The organism is Brevundimonas naejangsanensis, from assembly GCF_003627995.1.
GTDB classification, from domain to species: Bacteria; Pseudomonadota; Alphaproteobacteria; order Caulobacterales; family Caulobacteraceae; genus Brevundimonas; species Brevundimonas naejangsanensis_B.
The window spans coordinates 1,607,062-1,621,832 of record NZ_CP032707.1 but is presented as its reverse complement, the minus strand read 5'-3'; the positions used below and the strand labels follow the sequence as shown (position 1 = coordinate 1,621,832).

9 protein-coding genes are annotated in these 14,771 nt (G+C 69.0%); 4 read left to right on the top strand and 5 right to left on the bottom strand.

What is annotated here, in order from left to right:
* Positions 1 to 74: 74 nt before the first annotated feature.
* The gene (locus tag D8I30_RS07625) at positions 75 to 1,646 is read right to left on the bottom strand and encodes a bifunctional GNAT family N-acetyltransferase/carbon-nitrogen hydrolase family protein (RefSeq protein WP_121482211.1); all 1,572 of its coding nucleotides are present in this window, start codon (positions 1,644 to 1,646) and stop codon (positions 75 to 77) included.
* A gap of 80 nt (positions 1,647 to 1,726) precedes the next feature.
* On the opposite strand from D8I30_RS07625, the gene D8I30_RS07620 reads away from it, so the two are divergent.
* From D8I30_RS07620 to alaS, 4 genes are all read left to right on the top strand, one after another.
* On the top strand, positions 1,727 to 3,241 hold the full coding sequence (locus tag D8I30_RS07620) for a CYTH and CHAD domain-containing protein (protein WP_121482210.1): 1,515 nt from the start codon (positions 1,727 to 1,729) through the stop codon (positions 3,239 to 3,241).
* Between the two features lie 169 nt (positions 3,242 to 3,410).
* Positions 3,411 to 4,490, top strand: a complete 1,080-nt coding sequence (gene recA, locus D8I30_RS07615; RefSeq protein ID WP_121482209.1) for a recombinase RecA — start codon at positions 3,411 to 3,413, stop codon at positions 4,488 to 4,490.
* A gap of 477 nt (positions 4,491 to 4,967) precedes the next feature.
* Complete coding sequence (gene rraA / locus D8I30_RS07610; protein ID WP_121482208.1) at positions 4,968 to 5,450, top strand: ribonuclease E activity regulator RraA; 483 nt, start codon at positions 4,968 to 4,970, stop codon at positions 5,448 to 5,450.
* Between the two features lie 250 nt (positions 5,451 to 5,700).
* Positions 5,701 to 8,346: an alanine--tRNA ligase gene (alaS, locus tag D8I30_RS07605; RefSeq protein WP_121482207.1), complete on the top strand. Its 2,646-nt coding sequence runs from the start codon at positions 5,701 to 5,703 to the stop codon at positions 8,344 to 8,346.
* A gap of 187 nt (positions 8,347 to 8,533) precedes the next feature.
* Here alaS and D8I30_RS07600 read toward each other — a convergent pair whose 3' ends face one another.
* The 4 genes from D8I30_RS07600 to D8I30_RS07585 all read right to left on the bottom strand — a co-directional run bounded on the left by D8I30_RS07600 (position 8,534) and on the right by D8I30_RS07585 (position 14,687).
* A complete protein-coding gene (locus D8I30_RS07600; protein WP_121482206.1) occupies positions 8,534 to 9,082 on the bottom strand; it encodes a DUF2939 domain-containing protein in 549 nt (182 codons plus the stop codon).
* 513 nt (positions 9,083 to 9,595) lie between these two features.
* A complete protein-coding gene (locus D8I30_RS07595; RefSeq protein WP_121482205.1) occupies positions 9,596 to 10,816 on the bottom strand; it encodes an NADP-dependent isocitrate dehydrogenase in 1,221 nt (406 codons plus the stop codon).
* Between the two features lie 163 nt (positions 10,817 to 10,979).
* On the bottom strand, positions 10,980 to 12,770 hold the full coding sequence (locus tag D8I30_RS07590) for a DUF885 domain-containing protein (protein ID WP_121482204.1): 1,791 nt from the start codon (positions 12,768 to 12,770) through the stop codon (positions 10,980 to 10,982).
* 93 nt (positions 12,771 to 12,863) lie between these two features.
* The gene (locus tag D8I30_RS07585) at positions 12,864 to 14,687 is read right to left on the bottom strand and encodes a DUF885 domain-containing protein (protein ID WP_121482203.1); all 1,824 of its coding nucleotides are present in this window, start codon (positions 14,685 to 14,687) and stop codon (positions 12,864 to 12,866) included.
* Positions 14,688 to 14,771 lie beyond the last annotated feature (84 nt).

The following is a 14,771-nucleotide window of genomic DNA, read 5'->3' as shown; positions in this document are numbered from 1 at the left end:
GGCATGAATAGGCAAGTCCTGTGCGCGCGGCCCTTACTGGATCCCGGCGTCCGCCGGGATGAGCGGGGGTAAGGTCAGCCCCCGTCCGTCCACACCGTCTTATAGAGATCGAACCGGCGGTCGCGCAGGTTCCGCACCGTCCCCTGCGCCTTGGCCCAGGCCAGGTCGGACAGGTCCAGGTCCGCCACCGTCACCGTCTCGACGTTCTCGCTGGCCTCGGCCGCCACTCCGTCGCGCGCGAAGGGGAAGTCGCACGGCGTCAGGATGCACGACTGCGCATACTGGATGTCCATGTTCTCGACGTTCGGCAGGTTGCCGACGTTGCCGGACAGCACGACGTAACACTGGTTCTCGATGGCCCGCGCCTGTGAGCAGTAGCGCACCCGCAGATACCCCTGGCGGTTGTCGGTGCAGAAGGGGGTGAACAGGATGCGCGCCCCCTCGTCCGCCAGACGCCGCGCCAGTTCGGGGAACTCGGAATCGTAGCAGATCATCACCCCGATCGGCCCGCAGTCGGTGGGGATGGCGTGGACGCGGTCGCCGCCCTTGATGTTCCACCAGTGCCGCTCGTTCGGGGTCGGGTGGATCTTCTCCTGCTCATGCACCGAGCCGTCGCGCAGGAAGACATAGGCGACATTCTGGATCTCGCCGTCCTCGGTCCGCGTCGGGTGCGAGCCGCCGATGATGTTGACGTTGTAGCCGACCGCCAGCTCGCGCATCGCCTCGACGAAGCGCGGCGTGTAGCGGGTCAGCGCCTCGATCGATTCCGCCGGGGTCAGCTTCTTGGTCGCCAGCGACAGCAGCTGAAGCGTGAACAGCTCGGGAAAGACCACGAAGTCGGCGCGATAGTCGGACACCACGTCGACGAAATATTCGACGTTGTCGATGAACTCCTGGAAGCTGTCGACCTTGCGCATCTGCAGCTGGACCGTGGCGACGCGCACCGTCTCCTTGACCGCAAAGGCCGCCCCCTTGCCCGTCGCCTCGACATAGTAGGGGTTGCGCCAGACCCAGCGCGCCGCGTGGCCCAGCGACGCCTTGTCCGACGGCAGATAGTTCAGCAGCACCCCCGCCGGCTCGAACCCCGAGCGCTGGTGAAAGGCCATGATCGGGTCCTTCACCTTGCGGTCGCGCACCGCCTCGACATAGGCGTTCGGGTCGGGATAGGCGGCGCGGCGCCGCGCCAGCCCGGGCATCCGGCCGCCGAACACCACGCCCTTCAGGTTTTGCGCCTCGCACAGGTCGCGGCGCGCGTCGTACAGGCGCTGGCCGATGCGCAGGCGGCGCCGGGCGGGGTCGACGCAGACCTCCATGCCGTACAGCCACTCTCCCTCGGGATCGTGCCGCGCGCCATAGCCGCCGCCAGTGATCTGGTCCCAGGTGTGCGGGCCCATGGCCGACGCCTCGTCGATGCGGAAGCTGGCGGCGTAGCCGACGATCTCGCCTTCGAACTCGACCACGAACTGGCCGTCGGGATAGGTGGCGATCTGGCCGCGCAGCATCCCGGGCGTATAGGGCGGCATATCCTTGTAGACCCGCGCCACCAGGGCCTTGATCCCGGCGACGTCGCCCAGGCGGGCGTTGCGGATGGTCAGGACGGCGGGTTTGGCCGGTTCGGCGGGCGGGGCGGTCTGGAGGTCGGTCATCCCCTCCTAACGCGCGAGCTTGGCCGTTGGATCATTCCGGGCGCCTTTGCCCCGCGCGGGGATGGGCGCACAATGGCGTCATGTCCGGCGCCGCGCAGGAAATAGAACTCAAGTTCCGGCTTGGGCCGGGGGCGGCCGCGCGCCTGGCCGTCCATCCGGCGCTGGCGGGCGAGGAAAGCGTCCAGGACCTGCGCTCCGTCTATTTCGACACCCCCGACCAGGCGTTGCGGCGCGCCGGCTGGGGCCTGCGGGTGCGCGCCACAGGACGCGGCTTCGTCCAGACGCTGAAAGGGCAGACCGGCGGCGACGTCCTGCGCCGCGCCGAATGGGAGACGCCGGTCTCCAGCGAGGCCCTGGACATGACGGCGCTGAAGGCCACGCCCGTCGCCGCCCGGCTCAAGGGCCGCCGCGACCTGTCGCCCCGCTTCGCCAGCACGGTGCGCCGCCGTGCTCGCCTGATCGCCTTCGAGGGCGCCGTGATCGAGGCCGCCTATGACGAGGGCGACCTGTCGGCCGGCGACCGCGCCGAACCCCTGCGCGAACTGGAGCTGGAGCTGAAGGACGGCCCCCCCGAGGCCCTGTTCGCCCTGGCCCGACGCCTGTCGGCCGACGTCGCCCTGGTCCCCCTGTTCGAGAGCAAGGCCGAGCGCGGCTGGCGCCTGGCCGAGGGCGCCGAACGCGCGCCGCGCTTCGCCGTCGCCGATCCCCTGCCCCGCGCCCTGACGACCGAGGAGGCCCTGCGCCGCACGGCCCTGGTCGCCCTCGGCCAGGTCTCGGCCAACGCCGAACTGCTGCGGCGGGTGCGGCGGCCCGAGGCCCTGCACCAGATGCGGGTGGGCCTTCGCCGCCTACGCGCCGCCCTGTCCGTCTTCGCCTCCCTGCTGGGGGAGGACGCCGAGCCCGTCGTCGCCGAGCTGAGATGGCTGGCGCACGAGACCGACGCCGCCCGCGACCTGGACGTCTTCATCCGCGACGTCTTCCACCCCGCCGCGCTGGCGACGCCCGACCCCGGCCTCGCGCCCCTGGGCCTGCGCCTGCTGGCGGCGCGCAGCGGCGCTTACCGCCGGGCCATGACAGCGATTAACTCGCCGCGCTACGCCGCCCTGATGCTCGAGACCCTGGCCTGGATCGAGACCGGCCCCTGGCGGACCGATCCCGACCCGGTGCGGACCTGGCGACGCGCGCGCCCTGTCGCCGCGTTCGCCGGCGAGGCCCTGGAGCGGCTCAACCGGCGCGTGCGGCGCGGCGGCCGCCGCCTCGACCGTCTGGACGCGGCGGGCCGCCACCGGCTGCGCATCCGGGTGAAACGCCTGCGCTACGCCGCCGAGTTCTTCGCCGGCCTGTTCGACCATCCCCGCCGCGAAAGACGTTTCCTCAAGGCGCTGGAGACGACGCAGGACGCCTTCGGCGCCCTCAACGACCTGGCCGTGGCGCGCGACCGCATCCCCGCCGAGGCGCGCCTGACCGCGCCCGAGATCGCCTTCGCCGCCGGGCGCCTGATCGGCCGCCGCGAACAGGACGCCGCCGCCCTGCACGCCGCCTCCGACCGCGCCTTCGCCCGGCTGTCCGAGACCCGGCCCTTCTGGCGCCGCTGATGCCGTTGCGGCTGAATCGGTCGCACCCCAACGAATGTTCTCGTTCAGTTCACGAGAACATCTTGCGAACAAGAACAAACCATGTCCATAGTCCGGCTCACCAAGGGAGCGGGTCCGGGCGGGTCTCTCCCGAAGTCAGATGGGAATCATGGCAAGGGAGAGAAAACCAATGTCACAGGCGGCACTGAAGCTCGTGGGTAAAGAAGACGGCGACAAGCAACGCGCTCTGGAGGCGGCGATCGCGCAGATCGATCGCGCCTTCGGCAAGGGCTCGGTCATGAAACTGGGCAAGGCCGGACAGGTGGCCGAGATCGAGAGCGTCTCGACCGGCTCGCTGGGCCTGGACCTGGCGCTCGGCATCGGCGGCCTGCCGGTAGGCCGGGTGATCGAGGTGTTCGGCCCCGAATCCTCGGGCAAGACCACCCTGGCCCTGCACACCGTGGCCGAGGTCCAGAAGAAAGGCGGCGTGGCCGCCTTCGTCGACGCCGAACACGCGCTCGATCCCGTCTATGCCCAGAAGCTGGGCGTGAACCTCGACGACCTGCTGGTGTCGCAGCCCGACGCTGGCGAGCAGGCGCTGGAGATCGTCGACACCCTGGTGCGCTCGGGCGCCGTGGACATCGTGGTGGTCGACTCCGTCGCCGCCCTGACGCCGCGCGCCGAGATCGAGGGCGAGATGGGCGACAGCCTGCCCGGCCTGCAGGCGCGCCTGATGAGCCAGGCCCTGCGCAAGCTGACGGCCTCGATCTCCAAGTCCAAGTGCATCGTCCTCTTCATCAACCAGATCCGTCACAAGATCGGCGTCATGTACGGCTCGCCCGAAACGACGACGGGCGGCAATGCGCTGAAGTTCTACGCCTCGGTGCGCCTGGACATCCGCCGCACCGGCGCGATCAAGAACCGCGACGAGGTCGTCGGCAACACCACTCGCGTCAAGGTGGTCAAGAACAAGGTCGCCCCGCCGTTCCGCGAGGTCATCTTCGACATCATGTACGGCGAAGGCATCTCCAAGATCGGCGAGATCATCGACCTGGGCGTCAAGGCCGGCGTCATCGACAAGTCGGGTTCGTGGTTCTCCTACGACTCCACGCGCATCGGCCAGGGTCGTGAGAACGCCAAGGAGTTCCTCAAGAACAACCCCGACATGGCCCTCGCCATCGAGAAGGCCGTGCGCCAGTCCACGACCAAGATCGCCGACGACATGCTGGGCGCCCCCGAACCCGACGAGGGCCAGGACCTGGAGGGCTGATCCGCCAACCCCTAGCGCCGTCATCCTCGGGCCTGACCCGAGGATCCAGCCAGGAAGCGCGCTCTTCCTTTCCAGCCGGGATCGCGCGGACGATCCGATCCTCGGGTCAAGCCCGAGGATGACGGCGGGACGGGCATCTTCCGACAGAGCTTCTCCGTTCGCCGCCTCGCGACCCGCCTACCGACCCCGCGGGGCCGGTCGGACGGAGACCGGCCCGCTCGAGCATCTCGAGCGGGCCTCTTTTTTTGCCCAGCCCCCTCTCCCGCTCATCCCGGCGGACGCCGGGATCCAGTAAGAGCGCCACACGCATCACCATCCGTTGGGCCCCGCACATTGAAGCCAAAGCACTGGATCCCGGCGTCCGCCGGGATGAGCGGAGATTGAGGCACGCCCGCCGAACGCGTTTCCCAGCCAACAGCCTTGTTTCCCCTCGGTACGAACGGGCAGAGTCCCCCTGCGAACCAACGGAGCCTCCCCATGACCTTCGCCACCGCCGACCTGTGCGACGCCCATCCTGACGCGGTGAAGGTCTGCCACATCCTCTTCCGCAGCTTCGGCAAGGTCACAGCCTTTCACGGCCCGATCCGCACTCTCAGCGTCCTCGACGACAACGCCCTGGTCCGAGAGACGCTGGAGCGGCCCGGCCAGGGCGCGGTCCTGGTGGTCAACGGCGGCGGCTCGCTGAAACGCGCCCTGGTCGGCGACAACCTGGCCCGGCTCGCCATCGACAACGGCTGGGCCGGGATCGTCGTCCACGGCGCGGTGCGCGACAGCGCCGTGCTCGACACCATGGACGTCGGCGTCAAGGCCGTGGGGACCATCCCCCTGCGCGCCGACCGCGACGGCCTCGGCGAAATCGACATCCCCACCAGCTTCGGCGGCGTCATCTTCACCCCCGGCGACTGGCTCTACGCCGACGCGGACGGGGTGATCGTGTCGGCCGAGCGATTGCACGGCTAAGCGTATTCTCCTCCCCATTTCATGGGGAGGTGGCGCGGGCGCGAAGCGACCGTGACGGAGGGGCTGCCGGTTTTGCCGCCGCTCCCGGCCCCTCCACCGCGTAGCCTGTCCCCCTCCCCCATGAAATGGGGAGGAAAAAGCCCCGCCCGCCCGCCGCATCACGCGCCAGTGATGCGTTCGGCGCAAAATCCCTATATGACGCCGGTTCCGATATTCCTCCCGCGCGCCCGAGTTCCAGAGCGATACGCCCATGACCAGCCTGAAGCAGATCCGTTCCACCTTCCTCGACTACTTCGCCGCCGACGGCCACGAGAAGGTGCAGTCGGCTCCGCTCGTGCCGCAGAACGACCCGACCCTGCTGTTCGTCAACGCGGGCATGGTGCCGTTCAAGGACTATTTCACCGGCGCCGCTGTTCCGCCCTACAAGCGCGCCACCAGCTCGCAGAAATGCGTGCGCGCCGGCGGCAAGCACAACGACCTGGACAACGTCGGCTACACCGCGCGTCACCACACCTTCTTTGAAATGCTGGGCAATTTCTCGTTCGGCGACTACTTCAAGGACCACGCCATCGAGAGCGCCTGGGGGCTGCTGACCAAGGAATTCGGCCTTGATCCCAAGCGCCTGCTGGTCACCGTCTATCACACCGACGACGAAGCCTTCGACATCTGGAAGAAGGTCACCGGCTTCGCGGACGAGAAGATCATCCGCATCCCCACCGCCGACAACTTCTGGGCCATGGGCGACAGCGGCCCGTGCGGTCCGTGCACCGAGATCTTCTACGATCACGGCGACCACATCTTCGGCGGCCCTCCCGGTTCGCCGGACGAGGACGGCGACCGCTTCGTGGAGATCTGGAACAACGTCTTCATGCAGTACGAGAAGGAGAACGACGAGATCGTTCGCGACCTTCCCAAGCCCTCGGTCGACACCGGCATGGGTCTGGAGCGCATCGCCGCCGTCCTGCAGGGCGTCCACTCCAACTATGACGTCGACCTGTTCAAGAGCCTGATCCACGCCTCGGAAGAACTGACCTCGACCAAGGCCGAGGGCGACCGCGCCCCCAGCCACCGCGTCATCGCCGACCACCTGCGCTCGACCGCCTTCCTGATCGCCGACGGCGTGACCCCCTCGAACGAGGGCCGGGGCTATGTCCTGCGCCGCATCATGCGCCGCGCCATGCGCCACGCCCACCTGCTGGGCGCCCAGGACCCGCTGATGCACCGTCTGGTGCCGACCCTGGTCGAGGAGATGGGCGAGGCCTATCCGGAACTGGGCCGCGCCCAGGCCTTCATCGAGGACACCCTGAAGCAGGAAGAGATCCGCTTCCGCACCACGCTCGGCCGCGGCATGAACCTGTTCGATCAGGCCACCGCCGACTTCAAGGCCGGCGACATGCTGGACGGCCAGACGGCCTTCACCCTGTACGACACCTACGGCTTCCCGCTGGACCTGACGCAGGACGAAGCCCGCCGTCGCGGCTTCAGCGTCAACGTCGACGGCTTCGAATCCGCCATGGCCGAACAGCGCGACCGCTCGCGCGAGCACTGGAAGGGCTCGGGCCAGACCGCCTCGGCCGGCGCCTGGCTGGCCCTGCGCGACCAGCACGGCGGCACCGAGTTCACCGGCTATGAGTCCGAAACCGGCGAGGGCAAGGTCCTGGCCATCGTCAAGGACGGCGCCGAAGCTGCGTCCGCCGCGACCGGCGAAACGGTCGAGGTCCTGCTGAACCAGACCCCCTTCTACGGCGAGGGCGGCGGCCAGGCGGGCGACAAGGGCGTCTTCGTCTGGAACGGCGGCGAAGGCCGCGTGCTGGACACGAAGAAGCACGCTGGCGACCTGCACGTGCATACCGTCGAGGTGACGCAAGGCGCGCTGACGACCGGCGCGCTCGTGACCGCCACGGTCGAGGAAGGCTCGCGCCCGACCACCCGCGCCAATCACTCGGCCGCCCACCTGTTCCACGCCGCCGTCAAGAACGTGCTCGGCGCCCACGTCGCCCAGAAGGGTCAGATGGTCGACGCCGAGCGCATGCGCTTCGACTTCAGCCACAACGCCCCGCTGACGGACGAGGAGATCGCCCGCATCGAGGACGAGGTGAACGCCGTCATCCGCCAGAACGCGCCGGCCACGACCGAGCTGATGACGCCCGACGCCGCCATCGCGGCGGGCGCCGTGGCCCTGTTCGGCGAGAAGTACGGCGACGAGGTCCGCGTTCTGACCCTGGGCCACGCCCTGTCGGGCCCGGGCGCCTATTCGGTCGAGCTGTGCGGCGGCACCCACGTCTATCGCACCGGCGACATCGCCCTATTCAAGATCGTGTCCGAAGGCGGCGTGGCCGCCGGCGTGCGCCGCGTCGAGGCCCTGACCGGGGACGCGGCCCGCCGCTTCCTGCTGGACCAGGCCAACGTCGCCCGCCATCTGGCCCAGAGCTTCAAGATCCAGCCCGCCGAAGTTCCAGCGCGCGTCGAGGGCCTGCAGGCCTCGGTCAAGACGCTGGAGAAGCAGGTAGCCGAGCTGAAGAAGCAACTGGCCCTGGGCGGCGGCGCGGGCGCCAACGCCGCGCCTGAGGAGATCGGCGGGATCAAGCTGATCGCCCGCGTTCTGGACGGCGTCGACGGCAAGGGCCTGCGCGGCGTCGCCGAGGACTTCAAGAAGCAGCTCGGCTCGGGCGTCGTCGCCCTGGTCGGCGTCACCGACGGCAAGGCGGCCATCACCGTCGCCGCCACGCCGGATATGGCGGGTAAGGTCAATGCGGCCGACCTGGCCCGCGACGCCGTCATCGCCATGGGCGGCAAGGGCGCGGGCGGCAAGCCCGACTTCGCCCAGGGCGGCGCCCCGGACGGGTCGAAGGCCGAGGATGGCCTGAACGCGATCCGGGCTGCGCTGAAGGGCTAAGCCCCTTCGGAGCTGAAACAGGAAAGGGCGGCGCATCGGTTGCGCCGCCCTTTCTCTTTCCTCCCCATGCAATGGGGAGGGGGACCGCGAAGCGGTGGAGGGGCTTTACGGCAGCGGAACCAAGCCGCCCCTCCGTCTCGCCGGCTGTGCCGGCGATCCACCTCCCCATTGCATGGGGAGGAGAAGCCTACTCCGGCGCCCCCAGATCGATCCCCGCCAGCTTCCAGCCGAACAGGTTGCGGCGCTTCATCAGCAGGGCGACCCGCTCGCCCGGCTGGTCGTCGCGGGTCAGGGTCACGGCGAAGGTGTCCAGGTCGCGATAGCCCCAGGACTGGCGCACCCGCTTGTCCTCGGCCTTCGGCTCGTCGGCCTGGCGCTTGAACTCCGGCTTGGGGGCCTGGCCCTCGCGCACCATGGCGGAGATGGCCTGGGGGGTGACGAAGGCGTCCACCGCCCCGCCGACGATGGCCGGGGCCAGCAGCATGCCCAGCCCCGACAGGCCGCTGTCGGCCAGGCGCGGGTCCTTGCGCATCTCGGCCATCATGCGAGCGTTCAGCTCGTCCTTGAGGCTCTGGCGGAAGGCCGGAAAGTCGACCTGGCGCTCCAGCCCCTGCGCGTCGCCGGCCTTGGCCGCCTGCACCAGGGAACGCGCCGCCAGCAGGGGCGAGGCGGCGTAGGCCAGAACGAAGGCCGCCACGGCGGCGGCCCCCAGACGAATGATCAGCTTGCGGTTCATCGGCCCTCCCCTGCCCTACGAACGCGACGGGACGACGACCAAACGGCGCCAAAACCCCCACGACGATTAGGGACAGGGTTCGGGGGCGGGTCAATGCGTGTTTTCATGCGGCGCCTCGCTTGCCCACTGCGCTCTTCCCTCCCCCGTCATCCTCGGGCTTGACCCGAGGATCGAGGGCGCCGCGCGCTCGACCTTGCGGACGCCGCGTTTATTAAGCCCTCCCCATCGATGGGGGAGGGGTGGGCGGGGGTGCAGGCAGCCGTTCTCATGGGCAAGCCAAGGAGACGCCGCGCCTCCTGCGCCCATCCTCAGGCCTCGCCACCACACCCCCATCCCCGCCCTTCCCCCATCGAGGGGGAAGGGAGAAGAATCTACATGGCCCAGCAAAAAGGCCCGCCGGATTTCTCCGACGGGCCGTTCTTGTTGCGCTATCGCGCTTCGCGCTGCTTGAGCGCGTCAGGCCGCGTCGGGTCGAAAAGGCGGAGCCTTTTGACCGCGGCCCAACAAAAAGCCTTAGCCGACGTGCGGCAGGGCCTTGCGCAGGTTCTCGGACACCTTGTCCAGGAAGCCTTCGGTCGTCAGCCACGACTGCTGGTCGCCGACCAGCAGGGCCAGGTCCTTGGTCATGAAGCCCGACTCGACGGTCTCGACGACCACCTTCTCCAGGGTGTCGGCGAACTCGGCCAGGGCAGCGTTGTCGTCCAGCTTGGCGCGGTGCTTGAAGCCGCGGGTCCAGGCGAAGATCGAGGCGATCGAGTTGGTCGAGGTGGCCTCGCCCTTCTGATGCTGGCGGTAGTGACGGGTCACGGTGCCGTGGGCGGCCTCGGTCTCCATGACCTTGCCGTCCGGCGTCATCAGCACCGAGGTCATCAGGCCCAGCGAGCCGAAGCCCTGGGCCACGATGTCCGACTGCACGTCGCCGTCGTAGTTCTTGCACGCCCAGACGAAGCCGCCCGACCACTTGATCGCGGCCGCGACCATGTCGTCGATCAGACGGTGCTCATAGGTCAGGCCGCGCTTCTTGAATTCCTCGGCGTATTCGGCGTCGAACACTTCTTGGAAGATGTCCTTGAAGCGGCCGTCATAGGCTTTGAGGATGGTGTTCTTGGTCGACAGATAGACCGGGTAGTTGCGCTGCAGGCCGTAGGCGAACGAGGCGTGGGCGAACTCGCGGATCGAGGAGTCCAGGTTGTACATGCCCATGGCCACGCCGGCGCCCGGCGACTTGTAGACCTCGTGCTCGATGACCTGGCCGTCGTCGCCCACGAACTTGATCGACAGGGTGCCGGCGCCCGGCATCAGGAAGTCGGTGGCCTTGTACTGGTCGCCGAAGGCGTGACGGCCGACGACGATCGGCTGGGTCCAGCCCGGCACCAGACGCGGCACGTTCGAGCAGATGATCGGCTCGCGGAAGACCACGCCGCCCAGGATGTTGCGGATGGTGCCGTTCGGCGACTTCCACATCTTCTTCAGGCCGAACTCCTTCACCCGGGCTTCGTCCGGGGTGATGGTGGCGCACTTCACGCCGACGCCGTGCTTCTGGATGGCGTGGGCCGCATCGATCGTGATCTGATCGTCGGTGGCGTCACGGCTCTCCATGCCCAGGTCGTAGTAGTCGAGCTCCAGGTCCAGATACGGGAAGACCAGCTTGTCCTTGATCATCTGCCAGATGATCCGGGTCATTTCGTCGCCGTCGATGTCCACGATGGGGTTGGCGACCTTGATCTTGGCCATGCTTACGCCTCTGTCTCTCAATCAGGGAAGGAATTCGTGCGGCGGGTATAGCGAGGCGCGGGCGTGGGTGCAAAGGGCCGCGCGCCGTCCGTCTGTGTCGCGAAAGAAACGGCCCGGATGCGCGCACGTCCGGGCCGTCTTCGTTTCAAGCGTCAGCGACCCATCAGGCGCGCATCCGCGCCTCCAGCACGGCCAGCGGCAGGGAGCCGCTGCCCAGCACCCGGTCGTGGAAGCCGCGCAGGTCGAAGCCGGGCTTGGCCTCGGCCTCCTTGCGCAGGCGGGCGATGACGGTGTGCCCGACCTTGTAGGAACAGGCCTGGCCCGGCCAGACGGTGTAGCGGTTGATCTCGCTGTTCGAGGCGTCCAGCGGCTTGGCGCCCGAGGCCGCCATATAGTCGACCGCCTGCTCGCGGCTCCAGCGCTCGGAGTGGATGCCGGTGTCGACCACCAGGCGCACCGCCCGGAACAGATAGGACATCAGGAAGCCCACCCGGCCCAGCGGGTCGGTCGCATAGGCGTCCAGGTCGTTGGCCGCCACCGCCTCGGCGTACAGCGCCCAGCCCTCGTTGAAGGCCGAGAAGCCGCCGGCGCGGCGCCATTGCGGCAGCTCGCCCGACTCGCGCTGCAGCGCCACCTGCAGGTGGTGGCCCGGCGAGGCCTCGTGGTAGGTCAGGGTCGGCAGGGCGAAGCGCGGCCAGTTCCCGCTGTCGCGCAGGTTGATGTAGTAGGCCCCCGGGCGCGAGCCATCCAGCGGCGGCCCCTGATAGTAGCCGCCCGGCGCGCCCGACTGGATCGACACCGGCACGCGGCGGATCTCGACGTGCGTCCTGGGCAGACGGCCGAACACGGACGGCAGCTTGGGCTCCAGGGCGGCGACCTGTTCGTTCAGCCAGGCCAGCAGTTCTTCCTTGCCCGCGTCGGTGTTGGGGAAGAGCTGGGCCGGGTCCTTGTTCAGGGCCTGGATGCGCTCGCCGACCGTGCCTTGGGTATAGCCCTGGGCCTTCAGGATGGCGTCGATCTCGGCGCTGATCTCGGCCACCTGCTCGCGGCCCATGGCGTGGATTTCCTTGGCGCTCAGCGTGGTCGTGGTGTTCGACTTCAGCCCGGCGGCGTAGAAGGCCTCGCCGTCCGGCAGACGCCACACGCCGGCGTCATGCGTGGCCTGCGGGCGGAGCGTCTCCAGGGCCTCGATCTGGCGGGCCAGGGCGGGCTTGACCTTCTGATCGACGATGGCGGCGGCGCGGGCGTCATAGCCCGACAGGTTCAGCGTTCCGGTCTTGCGGGCCAGCGACTGGATCATGGCCATGTCGGCGGCGGGCGCATCGCGCAGGGCGCGGACCTGCGGCAGCATCCGGTCGATGATGAAGTCGGGCGGGATCACGCCGAGCCCGGCGTCCTCGCGGATCTTGGCCGTCTCCCCGTCCAGCACGCCCGCGAAGGCGTCCAGGCGCGACAGGAAGGCGTCAGCCCCGTTCTTGTCCTCGACCCGGTGCTGGTTGTCCATGAAGTCCGGCGTCGAGAAATAGGCGCCCGACAGCTGGGTCACGACATAGGGGGACGGGCGGCCCGGCCCCGCGCCGTAGTCGAAACGCGCCGTCTCGGCCGAGGTCTGGCGCCCGAAGGCGGCGATGGCGTAGTTCAGCGCCCCGGCCTCGCTGAGGCCGGTCTGATCGAAGGCGCGCAGCTCGTTCCAGCGACGGACGGCCTTCTCGCGGTCCTTGCGGATGGCGTCGGGCCCCTCCTCGCTGAGCTGGAAGGCCAGGCCCGCGCGGGCGCCCTTGTCCAGGCCCAGGTTGGTGGCCCGTTCGGGCGACTCGTCGATGTCGGCCTCGAACCAGCCGTCCAGCAGGGCGTTCAGGCGCGCGTCGGCGCCGTTGGCCGCCGCATGGGCGATAGAGGGGGCGACGGCGGCCGTGGCGGCGGCGGTCAGCAAAAGGCGGCGGCGGTCGATCATTGTGGTACTCCCCGACGAGGATGGCGCGACGCCGCGCGCCCCCTCAAACTCTGACAAATAGTCGGGCCGGCGCGCCCGTGGGTTCAAAAGGGCCTAGGCGGGCGTCCAGGCGTTCATGGTCCGCTCCAGCACCGTCAGCGGCACGCCGCCCAGGTTCAGCCCGGCGTCGTGGAAGCCCTTGATGTCGAAGCGTGGCCCCAGGCGGCGCTTGGCGTCCTCGCGCAGGCGCGCCCAGGTGGTGTGGCCGACCTTGTAGCTGGACGCCTGGCCCGGCCAGACGCAGTAGCGTTCGACCTCGGTGGCGATGCTGGATTCCTGGTCGCCCAGGGTGTCGACCATGTAGCGGATGCCCTGCTCGCGGCTCCAGCGCTTGTGGTGCAGGCCGGAATCGACCACCAGGCGCGCGGCCCGGAACATCAGCGACTGCAGATAGCCGATCCGGCCGAAGGGGTCGTTCTCATAGACGCCCATCTCGTCCGCCAGCTGTTCGGCATAGAGGCCCCAGCCCTCGGAATAGGCCGAGAAGCCCAGCACCTTCATCAGGATCGGCGTGTCCGGCCGCTCCATCTGCAGGGCGATCTGGAAGTGATGGCCCGGCACCGCCTCGTGATAGGTCAGGGTCGGCAGGGTCCACTTGGGCCACTCCGCCGTGTCGCGCAGGTTGATGTAGTAGGCGCCGGGGCGCGAGCCATCCAGGGCCGGCTGCTGGTAATAGCCGCCCGGCGCCCCCGCCTCGATGGCCTTGGGCACGCGCCTGATCTCGCACGGCGACTTGGGCAGGCGGCCGAAGTATTCCGGCAGGCGCGCCTGCATGGCCACCATCTGGGCGTTCAGCGCCTGCAGCAGCTCGTCCTTGGCCTCGTCCGTGTTCGGATAGACGAAGCGCGGGTCCTTGCCGAGGGCGGCGATGCGCTGGCCCACCGTGCCTTGCGTCATCCCCTGCGCCTTCAACAGGGCGTCGGCGCGGGCCGAGATGTCGGCTACCTGCTCCAGCCCCATCTGGTGCACCTCGTCCGGCGTCATGGACGACGTGGTGTAGTATTTCAGCCCGTAGCGGTAGTAGGCGTCGCCGTCCGGCAGGCGCCAGACGCCGCCGTCATGGCTCGCGCCCGGGCGCACGGCGGTGAAGGCGTCGGCCTGGCGCTGGATCGCCGGATAGACCTCCTTGGTCAGGATGGCCTGGGCGCGCGCGGCCCAGTCGCCGGCGATGCCCTTCTCGGCCGTACGGCGAGCCAGCGACTGGCTCATGACCGAGTCGGCGGGCGCCGTGCCGGTGATGGCCGCCATCTGCGTCAGGGTGCGGTCGATGACGAAGTCCGGCGGCACGGCCCCGGCGGCGAATTCGGCCCGCATCCGGGCCCGCTCGTCGTCCAGACCCTTGGCGAAGTCCGACAGGCGCGACAGATAGGCCTCGGCATCGTCCGCCGCCTCGATGCGATGCTGGCTGTCGAGGAAGTCGGGAATCTGCTGATAGGCGCCGCCCAGCTGGCTGACCGTATAGGGCGAGGGGAAGAAGCCGCCGCCGTAGGGGAAGGCGTAGCCTTCCATCGCCGTGTCGCCGAAGAACTCCAGCGAGTCGTAATAGGTCTGCTCGACGCCCGTCAGCTGGGCCCGGTCGATGGCCTTCGTCGCCTTCATGGCTTCGACGAACTTGACCTTGTCGGCGTCGACCTTGGCCTGGGAGCGGTCATTCAGCTTGCACCGGGCGGCGGCCATCGGGCCGCGGTCCATGCCCAGCATGGTCAGGGTCTCGGGGTTCGACAGGACCAGATCCTGAGCGATCTTGTCCATCAGGGCGCGGAACTGGGCCGAGACGCCGCCCGCCGGGGCCGTCTGCGCCAGAGCGCGAACCGCGCCCGACGCCGCCAGGGCGCCCCCCGCGGCGACCGACATCAACAGCCGGCGACGATCCATCATAGGCTTTCCCTCCCAAAGCGATGGGAGGGGACACTATCGAAGCGAAGACCGCCCGCAAGGCTTCATCGTCGTCATCGGACGATG

Coding starts and splice junctions, on each gene's coding strand:
- D8I30_RS07620 (WP_121482210.1), top strand. CDS start 1,727: ATGTCCGGCGCCGCGCAGGAAATAGAACTCAAGTTCCGGCTTGGGCCG.
- D8I30_RS07585 (WP_121482203.1), bottom strand. CDS start 14,687: ATGATGGATCGTCGCCGGCTGTTGATGTCGGTCGCCGCGGGGGGCGCC.
- alaS (WP_121482207.1), top strand. CDS start 5,701: ATGACCAGCCTGAAGCAGATCCGTTCCACCTTCCTCGACTACTTCGCC.
- D8I30_RS07590 (WP_121482204.1), bottom strand. CDS start 12,770: ATGATCGACCGCCGCCGCCTTTTGCTGACCGCCGCCGCCACGGCCGCC.
- rraA (WP_121482208.1), top strand. CDS start 4,968: ATGACCTTCGCCACCGCCGACCTGTGCGACGCCCATCCTGACGCGGTG.
- D8I30_RS07595 (WP_121482205.1), bottom strand. CDS start 10,816: ATGGCCAAGATCAAGGTCGCCAACCCCATCGTGGACATCGACGGCGAC.
- D8I30_RS07625 (WP_121482211.1), bottom strand. CDS start 1,646: ATGACCGACCTCCAGACCGCCCCGCCCGCCGAACCGGCCAAACCCGCC.
- D8I30_RS07600 (WP_121482206.1), bottom strand. CDS start 9,082: ATGAACCGCAAGCTGATCATTCGTCTGGGGGCCGCCGCCGTGGCGGCC.
- recA (WP_121482209.1), top strand. CDS start 3,411: ATGTCACAGGCGGCACTGAAGCTCGTGGGTAAAGAAGACGGCGACAAG.